15 protein-coding genes and 1 pseudogene are annotated in these 22,518 nt (G+C 36.5%); 4 read left to right on the top strand and 12 right to left on the bottom strand.

Annotated elements, in window-relative coordinates; translation table 11 throughout:
* Window positions 1-26: 26 nt before the first annotated feature.
* A complete protein-coding gene (locus ACFSQJ_RS07355) occupies window positions 27-1,619 on the bottom strand; it encodes a nickel-dependent hydrogenase large subunit (RefSeq protein WP_377766319.1) in 1,593 nt (530 codons plus the stop codon).
* A 22-nt stretch (window positions 1,620-1,641) separates the two neighbouring features.
* A complete protein-coding gene (locus ACFSQJ_RS07360) occupies window positions 1,642-2,601 on the bottom strand; it encodes an NADH-quinone oxidoreductase subunit B family protein (RefSeq protein ID WP_377766320.1) in 960 nt (319 codons plus the stop codon).
* A 1,005-nt stretch (window positions 2,602-3,606) separates the two neighbouring features.
* Between ACFSQJ_RS07360 and ACFSQJ_RS07365 the strand changes: the two genes are divergently transcribed.
* Window positions 3,607-4,827, top strand: a complete 1,221-nt coding sequence (locus tag ACFSQJ_RS07365; RefSeq protein ID WP_106145998.1) for a site-specific integrase — start codon at window positions 3,607-3,609, stop codon at window positions 4,825-4,827.
* On the opposite strand, the gene ACFSQJ_RS07370 is transcribed toward ACFSQJ_RS07365, so the two are convergent.
* Both ACFSQJ_RS07370 and ACFSQJ_RS07375 read right to left on the bottom strand, forming a co-directional pair.
* Entirely contained in the window at window positions 4,824-5,474 is a 651-nt protein-coding gene (locus ACFSQJ_RS07370; protein WP_106145996.1) for a hypothetical protein, read from the bottom strand. The two genes, ACFSQJ_RS07365 and ACFSQJ_RS07370, sit on opposite strands and share 4 nt — an antisense overlap.
* Window positions 5,474-5,860 carry a BfmA/BtgA family mobilization protein gene (locus ACFSQJ_RS07375; protein ID WP_211298016.1) on the bottom strand — a complete coding sequence of 129 codons (387 nt, stop codon included), beginning with the start codon at window positions 5,858-5,860 and terminating at the stop codon, window positions 5,474-5,476. Before ACFSQJ_RS07375 ends, ACFSQJ_RS07370 begins: the two co-directional genes overlap by 1 nt.
* A 940-nt stretch (window positions 5,861-6,800) precedes the next feature.
* On the opposite strand from ACFSQJ_RS07375, the gene ACFSQJ_RS07380 reads away from it, so the two are divergent.
* Window positions 6,801-7,127, top strand: a complete 327-nt coding sequence (locus tag ACFSQJ_RS07380; RefSeq protein WP_106145994.1) for a YegP family protein — start codon at window positions 6,801-6,803, stop codon at window positions 7,125-7,127.
* Window positions 7,128-7,225: 98 nt separating this feature from the next.
* Here the strand turns inward: ACFSQJ_RS07380 and ACFSQJ_RS07385 are convergent.
* From ACFSQJ_RS07385 to ACFSQJ_RS07395, 3 genes and pseudogenes are all read right to left on the bottom strand, one after another.
* Window positions 7,226-7,587 (bottom strand): annotated as a pseudogene (locus tag ACFSQJ_RS07385) (transposase); the annotation flags it as partial.
* A gap of 74 nt (window positions 7,588-7,661) precedes the next feature.
* Window positions 7,662-9,707, bottom strand: a complete 2,046-nt coding sequence (locus tag ACFSQJ_RS07390) for a hypothetical protein (protein ID WP_106145992.1) — start codon at window positions 9,705-9,707, stop codon at window positions 7,662-7,664.
* Window positions 9,708-9,767: 60 nt separating this feature from the next.
* A complete protein-coding gene (locus ACFSQJ_RS07395; protein WP_106145990.1) occupies window positions 9,768-10,334 on the bottom strand; it encodes a DUF6252 family protein in 567 nt (188 codons plus the stop codon).
* 153 nt (window positions 10,335-10,487) lie between these two features.
* Here ACFSQJ_RS07395 and ACFSQJ_RS07400 point away from each other — a divergent pair, with 153 nt between their 5' ends.
* Complete coding sequence (locus ACFSQJ_RS07400) at window positions 10,488-12,266, top strand: tetratricopeptide repeat-containing sensor histidine kinase (RefSeq protein ID WP_106145988.1); 1,779 nt, start codon at window positions 10,488-10,490, stop codon at window positions 12,264-12,266.
* A 76-nt stretch (window positions 12,267-12,342) separates the two neighbouring features.
* Entirely contained in the window at window positions 12,343-13,077 is a 735-nt protein-coding gene (locus ACFSQJ_RS07405; protein WP_106145986.1) for a LytR/AlgR family response regulator transcription factor, read from the top strand.
* 937 nt (window positions 13,078-14,014) lie between these two features.
* Here ACFSQJ_RS07405 and ACFSQJ_RS07410 read toward each other — a convergent pair.
* The 5 genes from ACFSQJ_RS07410 to ACFSQJ_RS07430 form a co-directional block, all read right to left on the bottom strand.
* Window positions 14,015-17,272 carry a DEAD/DEAH box helicase gene (locus ACFSQJ_RS07410; protein WP_106145984.1) on the bottom strand — a complete coding sequence of 1,086 codons (3,258 nt, stop codon included), beginning with the start codon at window positions 17,270-17,272 and terminating at the stop codon, window positions 14,015-14,017.
* Between the two features lie 10 nt (window positions 17,273-17,282).
* On the bottom strand, window positions 17,283-20,606 hold the full coding sequence (locus tag ACFSQJ_RS07415; protein WP_106145982.1) for an Eco57I restriction-modification methylase domain-containing protein: 3,324 nt from the start codon (window positions 20,604-20,606) through the stop codon (window positions 17,283-17,285).
* 109 nt (window positions 20,607-20,715) lie between these two features.
* Window positions 20,716-20,940 (bottom strand): hypothetical protein, encoded by a 225-nt coding sequence (locus ACFSQJ_RS07420; RefSeq protein ID WP_245912051.1) that lies wholly within the window; start codon window positions 20,938-20,940, stop codon window positions 20,716-20,718.
* Between the two features lie 51 nt (window positions 20,941-20,991).
* Entirely contained in the window at window positions 20,992-22,251 is a 1,260-nt protein-coding gene (locus ACFSQJ_RS07425) for a type II toxin-antitoxin system HipA family toxin (protein ID WP_106145981.1), read from the bottom strand.
* 3 nt (window positions 22,252-22,254) lie between these two features.
* Window positions 22,255-22,518 (bottom strand): helix-turn-helix transcriptional regulator, encoded by a 264-nt coding sequence (locus ACFSQJ_RS07430; RefSeq protein WP_106145979.1) that lies wholly within the window; start codon window positions 22,516-22,518, stop codon window positions 22,255-22,257.

Genomic DNA, 22,518 nt, shown 5'->3' on the forward strand with positions numbered 1-22,518 from the left:
TCAATAATTGTTTGAATTTAAGACTTCTACAGCTTGAACCTAGATAGCTCAACACCCGAATTTTGGTCGTGTGCGTGTACCGTACATACGAGACAAGAGTCAAACGACCTTGCTACAATACCTACTTCTACTGGGTCACTAGGGTCTTCTATATCAATACCTTCAAGGGCAGCTTCAATAGGTCCAGGATTACCATTTGCATCGTTAGGTCCTACATTCCACGTTGTAGGTGCCATTACTTGGTAGTTTTTTATAACACCGTCTTTAATTTCTATCCAGTGTGCTAATGCGCCACGAGCTGCTTCCGTAGCTCCAAAACCTTTTCCATCCTTTTCTACAGGTTTCGTATAGAAAGGGGCATCAAGGTCAATTTCTGAAAGCCACTGGTCAATAAATTTATATAAACGTGGTGCTTCGTGTACTCTAGCTAAAACTCTAGTAAATACACTTGGTCCCATCTTTTTCATTATATCCCCAAATAATGGGTCTTTAATTTGATGGTCTTTGTTATTAGGATTTGCATTCATAATACAACGTGCTAATGGGCCAGCTTCTGCAGCGTGGCCATCATAGCGCGGTGCTTTAGACCAACTGTATTGCCCATCAAAATCTGTATGGTGCAATGGTTGTGATTTAGCTGGCGTAGGAAGTGGCTCATCCCAAGGGTGTAAACCATCTGCTTGATTATCATACCAAGCGTGCTTAACGTGTTCGCTTACTTTCATATGGTCAAACTCGTGATAGTTTTCTCCATCAAAAAATCCACTAGAACTAATTAAGGCATCGTTTCTGCCTTCTATTGTTGGATTATTATACCTGTCTTTGTGTAGGTACGTTCCTGTGGCTATAAATTTACCAACACCTTGACCAAATTTATCTAAGCCAAACTCTATACCTGCTCTAATTAGTAATCCTAAATCACTATTTTTTTGTGATTCATTTTCTTCAACCCACGCAAGCATATCATCCCAAGACTTAATCTCTAGATAGCGCTCAATGGAACAGCCTAACCATACTGGTTCTAACCAGTCATTTTTAAACTGTGTCATAATAGCGTGTGCTCTTGTAATATCTTTTAAAGTAGGCGCACACATTACTCCACCAGGTACCATATAACTTGAATGTGGCCATTGACCGCCAAACAAGGCATATACTTGTACTGGTAATCCACTAGCAGTTAAACCTATCTGAAAGGTTTCACCAACATAAGCGGACCATCTTTTTACGACCTCTTTATAAAGAGGTTGGTTTGCATATTTTTTATTTGCTAAATCTGTAGCAAAAATTGCATAAAACCATCTTGGTATACTTTGTATGGTTTCAGTAGCTTGACCTATAGCTCTTAGAAGAAGTGCATTAGGAGTTAATTTTGTTCCCCAAGCAGTATCAAGAGCAGAAGATGCACAATACAAGTGCGACCCTCCACAAATTCCGCAAATACGAGGTGTTACGATAAGCCCTGATTGTGGGTCTTTACCTTCCATTATTTTCTCAAACCCTCTAAACATTGCTGCTTGAGTATGAGCACGTGTCACTTTTCCGTCGTCGATGTAAACTTTCACATCTAAATCTCCTTCAACACGTCCTACAGGCGATATATTTAATTCTTTTACTGACATTTTCTTGTGTAGTTTATGATGCTTATTTAGAAGCTTCTGTTATTTTCCTATTAGTTGGTAATACTTTTTGGAATCCTGCTTCCATATAATATGCTAGCTTGCTTCTTCCTTCTGGAACTTCTTTAGGAAAAACCCCTAAATGCTTCATAGTCTTAAACACACTACCTTTCATTAAATCGTTATGTGGGAAACCAGGTTCTGTACATCCTAAACAAGGGTGGTTAGAACGTGTTTTACTTGATTGACGATTCCAAAGAATGTTATTACAACTTGCTCTAGTCATTGGCCCACGACATCCTACTTCATAGAATAGACATCCACCACGTTTTCCGAAGTTTCCGTCTACTTTTTGGGCAAAGTTGGTCACGTTTGTACAACCGTCTTGAACGAAGTCTGTAAAGAATGTTTTTGGCCTGTGGTAATCATCGATTAAAACATCGCCTATTCTTCCTACAGAAATTGCTACTAGTATTTGAGTAATCCAATCTGGGTGTGCTGGACAACCAGGAATATTTATAACAGGTAATCCTCCTTTAGAGACATAGTCCTGTCCTAAGAAACCACCTTTTTTCTTTTTATGAAATTGCAGTCCTGTAGATTCACTTGGATTAGGAGCTACAGCAGGAATTCCACCCCAAGTTGCACAATCTCCAATAGCTACAACATAACCAGCTACCTCTGATAATTCTTTAATCCAGTCCATCATTGGTCTATCGGCAAAGTAATTCATAGTACCTGTGTTATTAGGACCTTGAATTAAAGAACCTTCATACACAAGAATATCCATTTGGACCTTTCCTGCTAGAATATCTTTAAGTAAGTCTTGAACTTGGTCTCCAATTTGCAAACCCGTAGTTGGGTGCCAGAGAATATTTAAACCGAAGTCTGTTATAAGTTCTACAACAGTTGGTTCTTCTGCGTTAAGAAAAGACATTGTGTTGCCACTGCAAGCCCCTCCTTGTAACCATAAAACATTTGCCATATTTTTAAATAAAAATTAGGATTAAGCTTTAAATATAAATAAAAAAAATAAACTGTTAAAATTTTGTCAATGTAATAATTTAAGAACCTATTAATTTGGAAATTAATAATAGTTAAAAAGTTTTAAACTAGGTATTGATTTTACTAGTATAATGTGAATTTGAACTAAAATTTTTTTTCTCCAAATTTTTTTTTGAAAAAATTATAGAATATAAATCTTGATTAGTTCAATTTTATTTGAATCATTCTTCATCAAATAGAAGTAAATAAAATTAATTCATCAAAAGCAATGTCAATTCTGTACCCAAGACACAAAAAAAGCCTCTCAGTTTCCTGAGAGGCTTGATTTTACTAGTAGCGAGAACTGGACTCGAACAAGTGACCTTCGGGTTATGAGAGTCAGCTTAATGTTTCAATAAATTTGGTCAAAAACTCAGAAATATATTCTCCTATTATTTCGGAATTTACGGATACAATATAATTTACTCCCGAACCTAGACAAAAACATTCGAACCCTCGGAGTAAGCCATTTTCAAATGTTAAAGTTTAAGAAAATGCAAAAATAATTTTGCACCCAATTTGTTTCAAAATAACTTATGCAGATTTTGAAGTTAAAATTAATATTACATTAAAACCACGCTGTAAATCACTGTATTTCAAGTGGTTGAAAAATAGGTGCGTAATTCGGTGCGTAATTATAATTTTTAAAAATTTAACTATCTGATTATCAAAACATTTGAATATAATGGATAGTTCCTCTTTCTCCGCGGAAAGTCCTACAAAAGGCACCAAAAACCCTGTAAATCACTGATTTTCAGGGTTTTTTATTTTTATTGATATCAAGTAATATCGTTTAATATCAATTAAAAAGGGGTCAATTCGGTGTCACTTATTTACGTCCAGCAACTGACACCGAATTGAAGTTAAAATATTGATAATCAGTATTTTAAACTTATTTCTTTTTAATTTATTTTAAGTACATTGAAGAGAATTTAAAACTTATTCGGTGTCACATTCTCTATCTCTTCTGTTCTACGTCAAAAAAAGCAAAGCCGATGAACACGGCAAGGCCAACATTTATCTGCGTCTGACCTTAGACGGAAAGAGGGCTGAGTGCAGTATTCATAGGAAAGTCAAGCTCAGTGAATGGAACTCCAAAACTCAAAAGGCTTTAGGGAATTCTTTAGCGTCGCAGGAAATGAATCGTGAGATTAGTATCATTAGAAATAGGATCTATTCTATCCAACAGAATTACCAAAGAGAAAATATATCCTATACGGCTTTTGACTTAAGGGATACCTATTTGGGCAAAGACAAAACAAAGAAAATGCTCCTAGAAATCTTTCAAGAGCATAATGATGAAGTGGACAGCCTCGTTGGGAAAGATTTCGCCGCGGGAACGGCAGAGCGCTATCGCACTTGTAAGAAACACGTTGCAGCATTTGTAAAGCAGAAATATAAGCGAAATGATATTCCTGTGCAGGAAGTAGACCATAAGTTTATTACAGGGCTGGAATACTATCTTAAAACGACTCGCAAGTGTGCGCACAACTCCGCGATCAAGTATATCACCAATTTTAAAAAGATCATCCGTATTGCTCACGCCAACGACTGGATTGATAAAGATCCTTTCTTGCATTGGAAAGGAAAGCTCAAAGTCGTGGAACGCGAATTCCTCACTGAGGAAGAAATTCAAAAAATCATTGCCCTCGAGTTTAGAATGGAACGTTTAGAGCAAGTTCGCGATATTTTTATTTTCTGTTGTTTCACGGGCCTTGCATACGCCGATGTCAAGAAACTCAACCGAGGCGATATCAGTACGGGCAACGATGGTGAAGAATGGATCAAAACCAAACGTTCTAAAACAGATACCCGTAGCAATATCCCAATCCTGCCGATAGCCAAAACGATTATTGCAAAGTATCAAGATAATGAGCTACTGAAAGAAAAAGATCTGGTGTTGCCTGTGCTTAGCAATCAAAAAATGAACGCCTACATCAAGGAGATAGCTACCCTTGCTGGCATTTCTAAGAACCTCACGTTTCATTTGGCCAGACATACCTTTGCGACAACGGTGACGCTTACTAACGGCGTCCCTATTGAATCTGTGAGTAAGATGCTCGGACATACCAATCTCAAAACGACTCAGCATTACGCCAAGATTTTAGATATGAAAGTGAGTAAGGATATGGCAATTTTAAGAGACAAGTTTAAACCCAAAGATTAGCCGTTGTCTCCCCTGCCCCTCCTCTGTAAATTGGTAACATAGCCAAAAAATGGACTACCCCTTTCTGGTTCGTTTAGCCTAAAGTTGTTCTTGGCAAAAATATGAGCCATCGCTTTCCACTTCTCAGTCTTCCATTTTTTAGTCCTTAAATAGATGTAGAATTTTTCTCCTTCAATAGCCGGCCAATTGTTTTCCTTAAAAAAAGAAAGAATATTTACTTTATTAAAATTAAGGTTAGGCTCTTTATTTAGTTTTCTTATTGTTTTGTGTTTTATATAAGGTACCAAATTTTGGCCTAGTTCTGGGACAGTGTTGTCCATTTTTTGGCCATCTAGTGTACTCGCACTTGTACCAAAATTGAACATGTGGATTTTGGAGCCGAGAGACGGATTTTTAGAGGGAAGGTATTTCAAGTAGCCCCAACAATTCAAGTCCTTAAGATAGTTATGATATGTAGTTTTTGATCGGATCTTTGCTCGCTCCATGATTAGACCTCTATTGACTGTAATCCTTTTCTTGAAATAGTCTCTATTCCATTTATGAAAGAAAGCCAGGTACAATGTTATATGCCCTTGTTTGATTCTGGTATCTCGGTTGAATTTTTCTAAGATAGCATTGAGATGAATGATGTAGTTTACTTTTTCCATTAGTTCTCGTCTTTATCATTGCTGTATTTCTTTTCGCGAAAGCGAACCTCCGTATTCAGATAGGGGTCATTTTTCTCTATCATAAGCTTTTGTTTGGGAGGCTCATAGGCCTGAAAAAGGGCGGCCAACATCGCATGGGTGGGTTTTGTCTGTGTCTTTTCAATATTCTTGATAATTGCAATCAGAGAATCAATTCGTTTTAAAACCCTTCTCTCTAGCCGGATCAAATGAGGCCCATAATCTTCATCGGGAGTGCAATGATTACGCTCAAAAAAGTCGAGCATCATGGCCATCGCTTGGGTATGCGTTGGCGCGATATGTTTTGAATATTGCTTAAACTTTTGAGCCGTGTCCTTCTTAAAACGAATGGCGGTAAATGAGTCCATATTTTTGGTTTTTGGTGAAAAAATGAGCCTGTTTATAGGGGATACAAGCCGATTTGTTGCAAAAAATTGAAAATCAATGATTTACAATATTTACAACTAGCTGAAATACAGTGCTTTACAATATCGTAACCTGCGCCAGCAGGTTACCCTCTTGCTATTCCATCCCTCCATTTTATTTCGGGATTTCCATACCCTTTTTCCGAAGCTAAAGGGCGCTTTCTTCCTGCCCGTAGATTTCTGAATTTTAACACCTTCTAAGCTACACTTTTGAGCATTCTGCAATAGATCCTTAAAAATGATGGTGTCTTTTTAATCTGATTTCTAAGCAATTAGTGCAATCGGCAAGCCAATATATTTTGATATGGGATGGTGTCAATAAGTTGCCAGATTGGCAACCCTCCCACCTACTTATTATATCTTGAGCGTTTCCCTTTTCATTTAGGTTAGAATGATCTCTTTTGAAGGCTATTGGCTTTATTTGCCTTTTGAAAATTGAGCACGGAAATCTCCGTTTCATTTTCCACGTACTTCCCATAGCGCCGTCGCGTATCCTTTTCGGCAACGTGATCTAAATTTTGACTGAGTAAGGACTTATAAAAAGTGCGAGGGTAGTGAGCCTGGTTATGCAGTCTGTCTCAGGCAAAATTGTAAACCTTTGTGGGAGGAAAGGTTGGAGTGAGATTTTTGCTCGGCGAACGCTGTCGCTGTTGAAGCGACTGGGTTCAAGATGGTGTAGTGAACCGCTTTGCTCGACCCCGATAGCTATCAAGGGGAGAGGAATGGGGTGGAGCGGGATATAGACTCCCAGTCCACATAATAAAGGTTGCTGATTAGGGTTATTCAGAAGACAAAACTTGTTGATTACTAGGTTAATAAGTCGGGAGGTTATTCTATGAATCGTTTAAACCTACTACTTACCTTTACTTATAAACTTTTTACAATGGGAAAATTTGAAGTATTACAAGATGCGAAAAGCGAATATCGATTTAGACTAAAGGCTGGAAATGGTCAGACCATACTAGCTAGTGAAGGCTATACTGCTAGATCTGGATGTATGAATGGTATTGAATCTGTTCGAACAAACTCACAAGATGATAACCGCTTTGAGCGAAAAAAATCCAGCAACGGAAAACATTATTTTAATCTGAAAGCTAGTAATGGTCAAATCATAGGGACTAGTGAAATGTACGAAAGCGCAACAGGTATGGAAAACGGTATAGAATCTGTAAAAACGAATGCTCCTAAAGCCACCACCGAGGAAGTATAGAACGTCTTTTAGACAAATAAACTGCTATTTCTTGCTAATATTATGGTCATTAAATTGGCGAATGCAGTCGAACTTTCTGCGACTGGGTTCAAGATGGTGTAGTGAACCGCTTTGCTCATATTTAAAACACGGGACGCCCTGCTGATGCCGTAATGAATAAGTTCCTTGGCGATACTCCTTTTACGGCAGGGCTTTAAAGCTTTTTTTCAATGATCTCCTTTGCCATTTGATGGTCAAGGGCCAGGGTGGCATACATCTGCTTGAGCTTACGGTTCTCTTCCTCAAGTTCTTTGAGCCGCTTTAGCTCTTTAGAGTTCATCCCTGCGTACTTGGAACGCCACTTGTAAAAAGCGGCAGCACTTACACCGTGCTCACGGCTGATCTGATCGACACTCTTACCGTTGTCGAACTCTTTTAAAATCTTTGCGATCTGTGTGGGTGAAAATTTACTCTTTCTCATACTGTCTAAAATTAAGATTAAAATTCTACTTTTAAACAGTTCGGTTTTAAGGGAAGCTTACAAAATATATTACTTTATATTCCGTACTGTCCCATTACGTACTTTGCAACCAATGCGCCATTAGGCTTTTTACAATTTTCTGGAAAGTCTGAAAAGTATATACAATCGGGCAGTCCATCCTTGAATTTGACCGTCACGGCACCTGTCTTTTTTCCTAACAGCCCGTTGAAATTGTAATTGGCATTCAATGAAAGGGTCTGCGTTTGATCTTGTGATTTAATTTCGCGCACATTGCTAATACTATTACTAACATACTTGTTCATAGCCCAAGTTTTAGATTGATTCTGCAGTATGTCATTTAACAACTTCGTATAGTTTTGGTCACCGCCAGGACCGCCTAAAATCTTTATTTTTTCGTAATTACTCATTCCTTTTAAGCGAATAGGTTCCTGCTGGTTTGCAAAGGCCAGTAGGTTTTTGCCAAACTGTTCTATACTTTTTGAGTCGCACGGGTTGAAACTAAAGAAATTGGACCAATCGTTCAGCAGGGCTTTGGCCTTATGGATCTGGTCTACTGAATTGCCCATCGCATTGGGATTAGTGTACATATCGATAACCGTTCGTAAAGCATTTTGATCCTGCTTTGCGACCAAGCGCATTTTAGCAGCATACAATTTTGGGTCGGCAAAAATGCCTGTACCTACCGTTCGCCAGGCGATACAATACCTGTCAACTTCTACACCATAGCCATTTGTAGTCACATTTTCTCTAGAGCATTCTTGCGTCATTATCTCTACCTTATCTTCAGGAAGCTGTTCTGGACAGAGACTACCGAAGGTGTTCAAATATCCGCTAAGAATCATCAAGAAATGACTGCTGTTGACATCCAGTTCAATATTTTCAAAATGACCTCTATAGATGTAATCAAAAAAAGCAGCATTGTTTAATCCCAAGGTTTTGAACTCCATCGTTCCTTCATCGATACCATTGTCTTCTAAAAAGGCAATGCGACCTTTGTTGGCGTCGAGTTTTTTCTGTTGTTGTGCCAGTCGTTGCTCTTCCGCTAGTTCCCTTTTTCTTGAATTCAAAAGTCTGGTTAGTTTTTGGTACTGAGGGGACTGCGCAGGTAAGTGGCTCGCATACTTATTTTTCAAACTTAGGAACGTGTCATTGTCCACTTGGGCAATGCTGCTTTCAATGGATTTCATTTGAGCCTCAACTAAGTTTTCTTTGATTGCAATCAGCGTTTTCTCACCTTTCTTGACCTCACTATTTCTAGAAAATGAACTGTAATCTTTTTTAAAGTTCACAACTTTTTGGTTGATTATCTCTATACTCAAATTCTGACTGACCGAACTTAAATCTGAATCAACGGCATTTTTCAATACTGCAGTGGCCTTGGCATCCAATCGGGATTGAAAATCAGTTTGCTTACCTCGGGAAGCTTGAGGTAGTAATTGCTTCCCTTTCTCTTTCAGTTGCGACAATTCTACAAGAGAAGATTTATCGGTATCTAATCGCTCAACTGAAGTTAGAATTTCATCAAGCTGTGTATCGGCTTTTACGGCAATAGCGATGTCAATTTCTGAACTGGCCTGTTTCAGCTCACTATCGAGCAGCAACGCATACTCGCTGGTTAAACGCTGTTTTAATTGTAATAGTTCACTTTTTGAAACACTGTTTTTTGAAATGGTAGCCAGTTCCTTTTCCAGTTGATCGCGTTTGGCATCGACCGTTGCTATCTGATTGACAAAATTTGGATTGCCGTACGCTAGATAATTGTTATAAATGACGTTCTGGAATACCCAATTATAGTGTGGATCGTTTCTATGATTTCCCTTAGCAAAACAGACTTGGATTTTCCTGAAATCCTTTACCAACGTTTTCTGAGAAAGTTGTGCATAGGTCTTTCCGCGATAGGGTTCAAAATAAGCTTTCGAGAAATAATTGGTGGCCAGTTTTTGAACCTTCGCACGATTCATATATCGCAAAGATGTGGCCTCAGGATATTCTTGTTTAATCAAATTCATCCATCCTACCAAATCGTTGCAATTTTGAGCGATAACTGTAATTGCACTGAAGGTAAAAATGAAAAAACATAGAACTCTTTTGGTCGGCATTGGTTAAAAGTGGTTTTAATTGATTACCCTAACTATTTGATCATTTATGAAGTATACATCCTAATCGTCGGTATAACTGATATTGTTAAATATACCATCGGTGATTTGTAGCAATTCGCCAGTATCCGGATTTTCCACGTTATACTCAAACTCTCCAGAAATGATTTGCGCCTCTTTATCTATGGCGGTAATTCTCAAAAATCCCGAACTTCCATCCGTATCAAAATCCACATTGGATTCACCACCAGTTTCATAGGGCGCATAGCCTCCACCAAATGCCAGCTCCAATGGATTATCGACAGGGTTGTTTACCTCAGCACCTACGAATACCAAATCAAAACTAACCCCAGTCATTGCAATAATGATTGATTCACCTTCGGTAATATTTTCAAATAAATCAATCCCTGCTATTACCAATGAGAAGAAAGCCGCGTTTTCATCAAGTTCAGCAGAAATTGTGGGCACACCCCTATCAACAGGTATGGCTTCAAAATCGTTTCCATTGATTTTGGCGGTGATAAATGAGTCGCCCAACACGGTACCATCATCGTCCATAGAACTTGAATCATCGTCACTACTGCAGGCGATTAGAAGAATCGCGAAAAGAATAGGAATAATACGCTTCATAAGAATTTGGTTTTTTGAAGCTGGAAGATGCAAATAGCATTGTAAAAAAGCTATAGAAAATGTATCATCGTAGGTCTTAATCAGCTTAACGTCTGGTTTTAATTGTATTACCGTTTTTAATGATTATTTTGTTGTGCCAAACCAAATGAATTTATGAGAATACCATTTACCCTCATCTTACTATGCCTATCGTTTTTAGGCTATTCACAGGACAAAGAAGCTGATTCCATCAAGAAACTTATTGAGAACTATAAAGTAGTCGATACCAACTTGGTCAACCTCAGGCAGAGCTATGCCGCTAAGAAAATGCTGATGACTCCTTCTGATACTACCTGGCTTTCTTATAATAAAGAAACGCTGGAGTTGGCTAAGGATATGAATTATACCAAAGGGCTTCTATTGGCCAATAATAACATTGGTGTGGTGTACCACTATTTTCTTTCAGACCCATTAACCGCTCTGGATTATTATCAAACAGCTTATAGTATTTCTGAACAAAACCCATCCCTGAAGCGCTATCAGTATTCGATGTTGACCAATATGGGATTGATACATTACGAACAAGAGGACTATGACAAAGCGTTGCCCATTTTTAGAAAATTATTGAGATACCCACAGCGAAAAAGCAACACACTATCAAACATTGGTAATATTTATGGGCTCCAACAGCAAACGGACTCGGCCGTTTACTATTTTAGAGCTTCTATTAAGGAAGCCAAACGAACCGGTGATGTGCTACAGGTAGCGAATGTGAGCAGTAATTTGGGATTAGTACAGGCACAAGCGGACCAATTGAATGAAGGGTTGGCCAACACGGCTCTCAGTTTGAAAATGATAGATTCATTGAATTTGGAGGTGTTAAGAGTGCCGGCCTACGTAAATGCTGCGGAAGTCTATATGCATGGCAATGATTTGGACAAGGCTGAATATTATGCCTCTGAAAGTCTTAACGCAGTCAAATCCTTGAACAATCTATATACCGAAACCAAATCGCTACAGACGTTGGCGACCATTCAGGAAAAAAAAGGCGACTATCAAAATGCTCTAAAGAATTATAAAGCTGCCAACGTTCTTAATGATAGTTTGGTGAGCACTGACCGCAAAGTGGAGATATCTAGAAAGGAAATCCAATACGAAGCTGATAAAAAAGAAGCTCTTGCCGTTGCAGAGGCAGAACGCCAGCGTGCAATCAAAAACGCATCGCTTGTAGGCGGTGGCGGCGTTATATTGGCTTCGCTATTTGCATTCATATCATACAGGCGCAAGCAGAGATCAGATACGGCCAAAAAGGAAGCCGAATTCAATGCCACGGTGGCCGAAGTGGAGCTTAAAGCGCTCCGTGCGCAAATGAATCCACATTTTATTTTCAACAGTCTTAATTCCATCGGTGATTACATTTTAAACAATAATACCCAAGCGGCCAGTGACTATCTAGCTAAGTTTGCCCGACTGATGCGTATGACCCTTGAAAATTCAGACAAACAGCTTATTACGTTAGAAGAGGACATCAGCTTGCTTAACACGTATTTGGCAATAGAACAGAAACGATTTGAAAAGGCCTTCGATTTTGAAATTAGAGTCACTGATGGCCTTGATACCGATGAAATTTTGTTACCACCAATGTTGTTGCAGCCTTTTGTAGAAAACAGTATTGTTCACGGTCTATCAAAATCGGAAAAGGGTGGTGAGATCCTCATCAACTTCATATCTGAACAGCAGAAATTGATATGTACTGTCGAAGACAATGGTGTAGGTCGGGCTACAAGCAAAAGCAGAAATGGTCATCAAAAAAAGAACTCAATGGGTATGTCTATCACACAAAACAGAATTGAAGTGCTCAATAAGACTAAAGGCACAAATGGGTCGGTTAAAATAGTTGATAAAGAATTGGGCACGAAGGTCATCGTATCACTACCCTTAGTATTGGCCTAATTGTATTTATGCTAATTGGTGATCGGATTTTGTTATCTTGAAGTCCATAAACTGATCTACTTCAACAAAAGTTGCTATGCTCAATACACTTATTGTCGACGATGAATCCCATTGCATAAAACGCTTATTACATTTAATCGAAAGAAAACCTGGGATATTCAATGTTGTTGCTGCCTGTAAAACCGTGGATGAGGCAGTAAAAGTCGCAGAAAACAACCAGCTTGATTTGGTGTTTTTGGATATTGAAATTGATGATAAAACAGGGTTTGACTTTTTGAGACAGCTCGATGCTATTTCCTTTAAGACTATCTTCACAACAGCTTTTGACAACTATGCTATAAAGGCTTTTAAGTTCAGTGCTTTTGACTATTTGATGAAGCCCATAGATTTTGATGAGTTCAATGAGACCATCTTGCGCCTAAACGAAAAATTTGTATCTAAGAAAAAAAACAGTCAAGTACAGCAGCTACTTGAAAACATTGAGCAAAAACAGCCCAAACTTTTGACTGTACCTTCCGTTTCGGGTTTTGAAACCGTTTTGGTAGCAGAAATCGTGCATTTGGAAGCCAATGGTAATTACACCTATATCTTTACCAAGAATAAAAAGCAAATTGTAAGTAAGCCGATAAAATTTTATGAAAACCTTTTGGATGGAAAACAGTTCTTTAAGTGTCACAAATCCCATCTTATTAATATGGAAATGATTAAGACATTCCATAAAGGGAAGCAGGCTTATGTGACTATGTCAAATGATAATAGCGTACCTATTGCCGTTCGGCGTAAGGAAGCATTTTTGGGGCGCTTCAAATAGTTAGAACACAAATTTTCTATGCAAAAATAGACCTCGCCCTATCATAGAACTCGCTTAAAATTAGTCGTTAAATCCGCTTGAGAAAACTGCTTAGATTCTTCAGGAAGTTGCCTTTGGGTTGGAGCTAAGTTAAACTGCACTCATACAGCGTAACGATAGAAAGGAGCCACCCTATATTTGTTTGCTACAATAACTACACGTTTTATCACTAATGTGCTCTTTGATATGCTGCAAACAAGAAAGTATCTCATTTTTAGAGTATAAATTTTCTAATGTAGCTATATCTTCTCTGAAAATATCTTTAGTAGAAGTAAACAAGGCTCTTGGAATTACAATATCCTTATCTCTTTGAACAGATCATCTAGAATAATCAATATCCCAAAATAAATGCTTTGGAACAAAACTTTATTATGTCTCTTTTTGCTTTCAAAACTCTTTAGAACTTAGTGATAGAGCATCTTATGTGAGGCTGATATTTAATACTTTATGAACAATATATATACCAATTGTAGCCCTATAGTATGAGACCTGAACCTTCTAATGAGTTACCCTTTTAAGCAGTCTAAAATTTCTTTACCTAATAGGACAAATTTTATGTACTTCGCCTTGGGCAACATTTTAAACCTTTGTGGGAGGAAAGGTTGGAGTGAAAATTTTGCCAGGCGAACGCTGTCGCTGTTGAAGCGACTGGGTTCAAGATAGTGTAGTGAACCGCTTTTCTCGGCCCGATAGCTATCGGGGGTAGAGGAATGGGGTGGAACGGGCTGTGATTTCCATACGAATTTGATGTTATGAGCCGATTAGGAATGCTATTCGGCTCATATTTTAGGATATTTTGAGGTGGTTACTTAAATCGCTGTTTAAACCTATTTGTAACTATGCAAGACATTCAGCTTAACTCATTCATTTTAATAGACTTCATGTTCTCAAAATTGGTTCAACTTGTTATAACTTGCAGATTAACGTCTCCCACGGTTGCAAGATAATGACTTGTTGTTGATAGCAATGACAATATACTATCAGATGCATTTGCTTTTGATAATGATGGTTGTACAATGTAAATGTGAAATTTTGTATCAAGATTCCATTTTACTGAAGTATAAAGTGATTCAAGGTCTTCCACTGAGCCTTTTATCAGACGTGAACACTCTTGACCTTTTTCCCTTTTAACAATTCGCTTCAAAAGATGAACAAACAGTTCTTTCCCTTCTCTATATTTCCAGTTCAAGGATTTTTGGGCTTGCCCGCAGACTTGATAAAAGTTTTCAATGTTATTACTTACATTGCCACCCTTCGCATATTTCAGATGAAATAGATGAATATCTATTTTTCCTTTTGATTTATTTATGGCCAAAACGTCTGCAATTTCTCCTGAACCATCGTCATCATAAATTATATCATAATCATCCATAATTCTTTGGATAAACTGATATTGAATAGAATCTTGTATATAGGGTTTAATGCCCATAGATTCCTTATTTAAAGATACACCTGTCCAATCCCAACTTTGTAATAAGTCCTTATTGAATTTTTCTACCGGGTCATTTGGCTTAAAGTAGTAATTTAATTCAAGTTGCGAGCCGTCTGCAAAAAATATTACAGGATAAAATTCATTTAAAAAATCCTCTATTTTCTCAACTTTACTTCCATAACTCACAGTTGCATCGGTATTACCAATTCTCACTATTTTACAATCTGGCGTAGATATTCCATCAACTAATTTAGTTCCTAAAATAATTTCGAATTCAATACTTAAATCATCACAATCCCAAGAAAATTTAATTGGCTTTTCGATATTTGAATCTACTATGTTCAGTTCAGAATAAGAAAGGTCGTATGTTTTCTGACTATTTTTTACTTTGAATAAAAATCTATGTTCTGGATGCCTGTATATTTCAGCGTTCCAATCTAAAGTTATTGGAAGGGTATGAGTAGGACGATTTACAATCACCGTTGGAATAATAGTATTCTTTAAAAATATATTTGGATTGATGTTTGGATTGATAAGAACACTTCCTAAATTCTCACACCAATCATTTAGTTCTTTTAAATTTCCGCGAAGATATGCCCAAACTTTACCTTTGACAGAACATCCTATGGAAACCTGCTCCCCTGACTTATATCCAGTACCAAAAGTATTGTTTTTCTTTAGGGTTCCTTGTTCGAGTTGTTTGATACCATCTTCTACATTTTTACCAAAAAATGATTGATAACTAATGTCTTGTCCAATTCCTTTTCGACCTCCGAAATTATAAAGTCGTAATCGCTTGACATCGTGAAAAACCCTAAAAACATTCATTCCGTTTATAATGGAATTCGGTTCATCGAATATGGCATTAATCAATTTTTCACTTTTTAAAGATTTAAATGATGTATGAACATAGGCTAAATTACTTTCTTTCCTTTTGTCCCAGTGAACAACCAACAAATCCCACTGTAGGTTTTTAACTGAATCAAATGTTCCCCAATCGGTTCTTCCTGTTTTACCTAAAATGACCACTAAAGTTTTGTTGTCGTCATTTACATCACTAAATTGATGTTCATAAGAGTTGATATTTGATATACCTTCACGCCAATGACTTGGATACCATTGTTCGCAAGAAACTTTATAAACTTCAGCGCTCAGCGCTGGATTTATTGATTCAAATGGTATTTCAGATTCTGTTAAGTTTTTAAAACCTCCTAAAAATGTTTGAAAATCAAGTTCGCTCTTGGTTGCTCCTTCACTTATTTTTGGAAGTAAGGCATTCCAATCACTCCCTTTGGCGTAAAGCTCATCAAGTTCTTGCTGAATAGGTGGATATGCTAAATTGGTTATAAATGTTGCATCCCCAATATTATCTCCAGATGTTCTAGTAAACCTTCCAATAAATTGAAGCATAATAGGAATGCTTTGTCGGTCATCATGTATAGCTGCAATTTTCAGTTCTGGTAAATCAAACCCTTCGCCAAGCATATCGACACAAACAATTATTTTATGCTTTAAAAGTTTTATATCATCTATTTTCTGTTTCAATCCAGCAATTCCTGTATAAACCAATACAGGATTTAAGTCAGAATGAGAGGAATAAAATTTAAAAACCTCCTTAGCTCTTCCTTTTGTTTTGCATCTTGCGAGAAGGGCGTGGTTTAAATTGTTCAATATATCCTCTCTTAAAACAGAGATTGCCTTTTCTGCAATAGCCTTATCTGCACTTTCTATATTATATTCTCTTATAGGTTTAAACAGTATATTTTTGTAGTAGTCCTGTTCTTGTGCTGCTTTCAATGAGAATTCATATATGAATTTTCCATCAAGCTTTTTCTGGTCGTTTCTGAATGGTGTTGCAGTAAATAGAAATACTTTATGTTTATCAAATAAATCAATAAAATCTCTCCAAGTTTTAGCTTCCGAATGATGCGCTTCATCAATGAAATAATGAGAAAAAGTATCGCTTATAATTGCTTTCTGCGTTTGTTCGGAACCAGATAAAATACTCATTGTTGTAACTACAACATTAACTTTCGAAAGAAATACCTTAAGCTCATCTTCGTCTTTAAACTTTTTTGTAATTAGTCCGACAATTGGATTTAATGCACTCGCAGCAACTATATTAAATTTTTTGAGCAAGCCAAGTGTAAAAAACTTTTTAAATATTTGTTCTCTTAAAGCGTCAGATGGTACTGATATAAGTAACTTATCGCATTGATTAGCAATTAAAGCCGAAATCATTGTTTCTGTTTTACCAGTTCCTGTTGGCATTACAACAATACCCTTATCGCTTTGGTTCTGTATGTGAGACAATATTGCATACAAAGCACCAAGCTGTGGCGGTCTCAAGCCGTTTACATTTTTCTTTAAATTTTCTTTTATAAAATTGAAGTTTCCGAGCCACGATTCATTTACTTCCAAAGGATGTTTTATAGCTATGGAAGGATGTTTTATCCAACGTGTGAGTTTAAGCTCTGAGCGAATAAAGTCTTTTTTAATTGGCTTTTTTGAAGCTAATAATACGTATTCAATCCCAGCTGGAACTTTAAGGTTTTTATCCGTCGAAACTAGTATTCTATTTCCATTTGAGTTAAAAATAAATGGGGCTTCGCTTTCCAACATACAGTTTGAAAAACTCTTCTCACTTGAAAAAAATTGTTTGGCTACATTTCCATTTTTTTCGTAATGATAATATTCAACATCTGGTGTTAATACTGTAATCATATTTTAAGGTTTAATTATCCTCCACAATCATTATTTCTTCCTCCGTCAACCCATAGAGCTGATAAACCATTTGGTCAATTTCAGCTTCGGTTTGTGTGATTTGGGATTGTAAATCTTGGACTTCTTTCTTTTTGTTATTAAAAGCATCCATCCAATCTATCTCATCTAACTTAGTAAGTTTTGCAATAGGTTTTTGTTCCTGTTTTAGACGTTCTTTATTGGTTACTTTTATGGCTTTGTTGAATTCTTTAATGAAATCGCCAAAATCAAGCTCGTTCCAGTTTTTTAGTTTTTTGGTCAATTTGTGTAATGGATATTGACTTAGGTAGAAATCTTCAAACTTTGATATTGTTAATTCAAGTTTGCTTGTTAGGGACAATATTGTCGTGGAAAAATTCTCAAACTTTGAACTATCAATGTTTTCAGAATTAGGAAGCCCAAAAGGTTCTAACACTTTACGCTTCACACCAATGTAACCGCCTCTCAAAACATTTCCTGAACTTGATAAATAAAACCAGAATAGTTTACTATTAAGTATTGGTAAAACACTTTTATAAGAATATGCGGATTTCTCGGATAGTAATAATGTATGGCATTTACTATTATGATAAAAGTTGTTCAAATCTAATGTAAAACTACCACCAAAACATACCTCAGGTGTTATTAGCTTTGGTTGTTCCAAAATTGAGATTGCCTGATTCCTACTATATTGATACCAGTAGTCGTTATCAAATTTACCTTTCTCTCTATCTCTTAAAATACTTTCGAATTGTCTTAAATACTCAAATGCCTTTGGGTATTTTGAACTCAAGAAATCTGGTTCAATTAATGTAGCCTTATCATTCTCTATTGAATATGGAAATATTAACCATTCATTGTTCTTCAGGTTGGTGTATGGTTTTATATCTTGACCACGTAAATGTGGTTTTAATATACCAACTTCAATATAATGTGTTTGTCCTGTAATATCTTCAGGTTTTATTTCTAAATAACCTCCTGACACAGTACCTTCAACGCAAAATACAGCATCTTTACCAGTTATAATTCCCTGAACAAATCGAGTGAATTCAGTCTTTAAACTTAAAGGTTGGGAAAGAAGCTTATCAAGTATTATCCCAATATTCTCATCGGTCAGAATCCATTGCTCACTTGTTAAATTATCATATCTTATTTTTCCAAAATCAATTTTTTCAAATAAATCGTTTGGATTAATCTCTTTGTATAGAAATGTATCACTCCTATTTTTTGCTAAATCAATAATGCAGGTATACGTTGTTGCATCTTGAAATACCAAATCAGAGCCAAAACTTACCAGTTCTGTAATAGCTCTCTTCTCTAATAAATATTCCCTAATACCTTTACCGAAATCCGCTATTAGAAACTTGTGAGGCAGTATGAAAGAAACACAACCTTGTTGATTAATTAAATTGTATGACTTTTCTATGAATAAAGCATAGATATCATAGTTTCCAGTTGTCGACTTATAATTTTTCTCATAGTATATAGTATGGTCAAAATAATACTCTTTTAAACTTTGGACTCTCACATAAGGCGGATTCCCAATAATCACATCAAAACCACCTTTTTCAAACACTTTCGCGAAAGCGATTTCCCAATTAAAGGCTTTATCTCCTGCAACACTTTTACTGTCTATTAAGCTGTTACCGCACTTAATATTACTACTTAAATCGTTTAGTTTACGTCGTGGTTGAGCAGTACGTAACCAAAGTGATAGTTTAGCGATTTCTACACTTTCTTCGTTAAGGTCTACACCAAAGATGTTGTTTTCTAAAATGGTATTTTCTATATCCGGAAACTGTAAGCCACCACCTAATACTTTCGCTTTTAACTCGTCTATATAGGTATGCTCTTTTATTAAAAAATCTAATGCTTGGTTTAAAAAAGCACCAGAACCACAAGCTGGGTCACAGATGGTAATTTGCAATAACCAGTTGCGATAGGTATCCAGAATAGCAACCAATTTTTCAATTGTTGCTTTGTTACGGTTCTTACGTCCTTTAAAATATTCTTCTTCGTGGAAACCTAACTCGGCTTTCTTTTCTTCACAGAGTTTGCCTACAGTATTTTCTACGATGTACTTAGTAATGTATTTGGGTGTGTAAAAGACACCATCTTTTTTACGTTTGCTTTTTTGCTTGTCGAATTCGCCACCTTCAATCTCTGCGTTTACACTTTCTATCTCGTTTAATGAGTTTTCAAAGATGTGTCCTAATATGTTTACATCTACCTGACTTTCAAAATCGTAATTAGCCAGTTTTAAGGTGTATTTATACAACAGGTCATTATCTATATCCAGGCTGTCTAAAATGGCATCAGGTTTAAACAAACCCCCATTGTAAGCATAAATTTCTGCACGCTTTTCCGTGCCTTTTCGACCTACATCCAAAAAATTAAAATACTGTTTGAAAAGGCCATATAAGGGTCTTTCATCTCCAAAATCCCAATCGTCTTTCCACTTGTTTAGTATTTGTAATGTAGAGTTGGATGGCAGCAGCATTCTATCTTCTGCAAAGAAGATGAACAGGAAACGGTCTATGAGTCTCTGTGACTTTTTAAATAAAGTGAGTTTTACATTTTTCTCCAGTCGTTGCAACTCTGCTTGGGTATGCTCATCGAAATCTTGTTCATTACCAATTAGATTAGCTTCGTTTCGCAATCGTTTTGCATTACGCTTTACCAAATCACGAAACAACTCTCTCTTAAAAACCGAATAATCACTGTAAAACGACTTTGTGATTTTTTCTTCTTCTACTATGGATGCCTCTTTAATTGTAAGCGGTAGATTTCTAAGTATGTTATCCTTGTGTAAGCATAAGTACAGTAATTGAAAACGTTCTTGTGATAGCTCAAAGAGGTTAAACTCTTCAAACTCGGTGGCATCATTAACGTAAAAACGAAGCTTTTCAAAGTTTGAGGTAATGACATAGACACAGCCTTTTTGATTTGCCTTATAATCAAATGCTTGCCTTCGTATGCTTTCTAAATCCTTGGTTTTTGTTCCTTTTAATTCTATAACACCAATAGCTTGGCCGTCTTTAAGTATAGCACCATCTGCCTTGCGTGCATTTTTTTGGTTTTTAAACTCTGTGGTAATGTTGTACTTGGGACTGGGGTTAATGGTGTAGCCCAAGATGTTGACAAAAAGTTGTGTTAGAAAGGTAGCTTGAAACTGCTCTTCTTTACTACTCTTAATATTCTCTTGTATTGTAGGATTTAAAAAATACTTCTGATACTTCTTGTATGCTTTTTCAACTGCTACATTGTCTTGCAGGCTGCTATGTTGTTTAAGTACTGATGTTTGAAATAATGCCATTCGACTTTATATAGTATTACAACGTTTCTTTAAAAGAAAACATAATTTGCTTGGATGAAACACAGCTTTTCCAAAGTGAGCTGTATAATTTTGATTTTTTTTACTGCCTTTATATCTTGTTTATCAATTCGCTTTTAAGCCATTCAAAAGCTTTTTCCTGATTATATGCTATTCCCGTTCTCAATAAAGCCTCCATATCTCCTGTAAAATTGGGATCTTGTTCTTTTTCTTCCGTATTTATTAAAAACTCTTTTCGACTTGGCGGTCTATTTCCAGTTGAAAATGTTGTGTACTTTTTAAAACATTTAATGATTTGGTCAATGTCCAATTTCATTAGAAAGCTTTCAAGTTGTGCTAATTTTATGGTTGTTTTTGCATTAAGTATTTATAGCCTGATTAGGTCTTTATATATTCGGTTAGTTATTTTCTCTGGTATTTCCTGTTCTGTTGAAATCTCCATCCATCTTGGAATCAACGCCTGCACATCCTCAATAATCCCTTTGGGATTTTTAATGACAAATTCTTCGGCAATCGTTAGCACGTCTTTTAAAGTAATCTCAGTGCGCTTTCCATTAATAGACAAAGCTCTAGCCGTAGTTTTAAATGTAAACAGTGGATTTAGTGCATACGTCAAATCGTATGCTGGTCCTATATTCCAGCTATCTTTTTCTTTGTTATAAATAAAACTGTGGTTCTTTAAATGGTCGTCTACGTTTCTAAATACAACATTAAATACCATACGTTTAAACAGTTGTTGTAAATCTTTATGTGGCACTTCCAATCCTAAGGCTACCTTAAACACATTTTCATAAGACAAGTTTTCTGGTTGACTTTTAAAATCCCAACCTGTTAGCCCTGTAACAGTCAATACGTGTTGCTTTTCTCCGTTTTGTCTGTCATAACGTAAGGTGGCGAAGTGCTTATTTTCTATTAGCTTAGACTGCATCATATCAATACCTGCTTCTTGTGCTAGCAAATAATAAGCGTATTCCACTTTTTCTTTGTTGTAGCCATCGCTATCGTCAAGGTGTAGCTTGACTAGATAGTGGTTGTATTCGTCGCTAGTTTCTCTATCACCTGCTATAATTGCTCCTGTTTCCTTATGTTCTGAGATTAAAATTTTTGGTCTTGCGCCACCTGCAGAACTCCCTATTTTAAAAACGTTTAATAATGATGATTCATCAAGAGAAGCACCAGACGTGTTGTCCTTTAGCTTTAAAACGGTTGACAAAATGCTAATAATATCATCTATGTTGATAGAAGTAGTATTTGGTAGTTCTTTCACAGGTTTGTATTCCAAAGCACCCATACCACGATCTGCTACATAAGCCAACTGTTCTAATGGTGTTACTTTCTGAATACCTCTTGCTGTTAGCCATTCTTGAAAAATGAGGTTACCAAAGGTATCTGGCAACGAATCGGCTATCATTGGTGGTAATCCCTGGAAGGTGTCTTGTTGGAATTCGGTAAATACCTGTGCAGGTTTTGTACGTTTAAAAATAAACGGAAATAGTTTTGAGTATTGGCCAGACTCCAAAAAATCAGGATTATATTGAAAAATTGATTTACCCTGATCTATATCATAGCCTAGTTTCCCTATCTCTTGACCGAAAGCAATTATAGCTAATGTTTTATCTCTAGCCATCTATTAATACAGTGAAATGTCGTTTTGTTCATCAACGACTTGATTAACGCCTTTAAAAATGGATTGTAGTAAACCGAAATGATTGGCAATCTTTAAAACTGTATCCAAAGTGGCATTTTTACCACTTTCAAATTTCTGAATCGTATATCTAGACAACCCTAAAGCATCGCCAAGATCTTGTTGAGACATATCGTAACTTTGTCTTTTAGACTTACAAAGCTCGCCCAGCCTGGATTTTACAGCTTTGATTGTAATAGAATCAATCAT

This window comes from Croceitalea marina (assembly GCF_042684265.1).
Classification (GTDB): Bacteria; Bacteroidota; Bacteroidia; order Flavobacteriales; family Flavobacteriaceae; genus Croceitalea; species Croceitalea marina.

Coding starts and splice junctions, on each gene's coding strand:
- ACFSQJ_RS07355 (WP_377766319.1), bottom strand. CDS start 1,619: ATGTCAGTAAAAGAATTAAATATATCGCCTGTAGGACGTGTTGAAGGA.
- ACFSQJ_RS07360 (WP_377766320.1), bottom strand. CDS start 2,601: ATGGCAAATGTTTTATGGTTACAAGGAGGGGCTTGCAGTGGCAACACA.
- ACFSQJ_RS07370 (WP_106145996.1), bottom strand. CDS start 5,474: ATGGAAAAAGTAAACTACATCATTCATCTCAATGCTATCTTAGAAAAA.
- ACFSQJ_RS07375 (WP_211298016.1), bottom strand. CDS start 5,860: ATGGACTCATTTACCGCCATTCGTTTTAAGAAGGACACGGCTCAAAAG.
- ACFSQJ_RS07380 (WP_106145994.1), top strand. CDS start 6,801: ATGGGAAAATTTGAAGTATTACAAGATGCGAAAAGCGAATATCGATTT.
- ACFSQJ_RS07390 (WP_106145992.1), bottom strand. CDS start 9,707: ATGCCGACCAAAAGAGTTCTATGTTTTTTCATTTTTACCTTCAGTGCA.
- ACFSQJ_RS07395 (WP_106145990.1), bottom strand. CDS start 10,334: ATGAAGCGTATTATTCCTATTCTTTTCGCGATTCTTCTAATCGCCTGC.
- ACFSQJ_RS07400 (WP_106145988.1), top strand. CDS start 10,488: ATGAGAATACCATTTACCCTCATCTTACTATGCCTATCGTTTTTAGGC.
- ACFSQJ_RS07405 (WP_106145986.1), top strand. CDS start 12,343: ATGCTCAATACACTTATTGTCGACGATGAATCCCATTGCATAAAACGC.
- ACFSQJ_RS07410 (WP_106145984.1), bottom strand. CDS start 17,272: ATGATTACAGTATTAACACCAGATGTTGAATATTATCATTACGAAAAA.
- ACFSQJ_RS07415 (WP_106145982.1), bottom strand. CDS start 20,606: ATGGCATTATTTCAAACATCAGTACTTAAACAACATAGCAGCCTGCAA.
- ACFSQJ_RS07420 (WP_245912051.1), bottom strand. CDS start 20,940: ATGAAATTGGACATTGACCAAATCATTAAATGTTTTAAAAAGTACACA.
- ACFSQJ_RS07425 (WP_106145981.1), bottom strand. CDS start 22,251: ATGGCTAGAGATAAAACATTAGCTATAATTGCTTTCGGTCAAGAGATA.
- ACFSQJ_RS07430 (WP_106145979.1), bottom strand. CDS start 22,518: ATGATTGATTCTATTACAATCAAAGCTGTAAAATCCAGGCTGGGCGAG.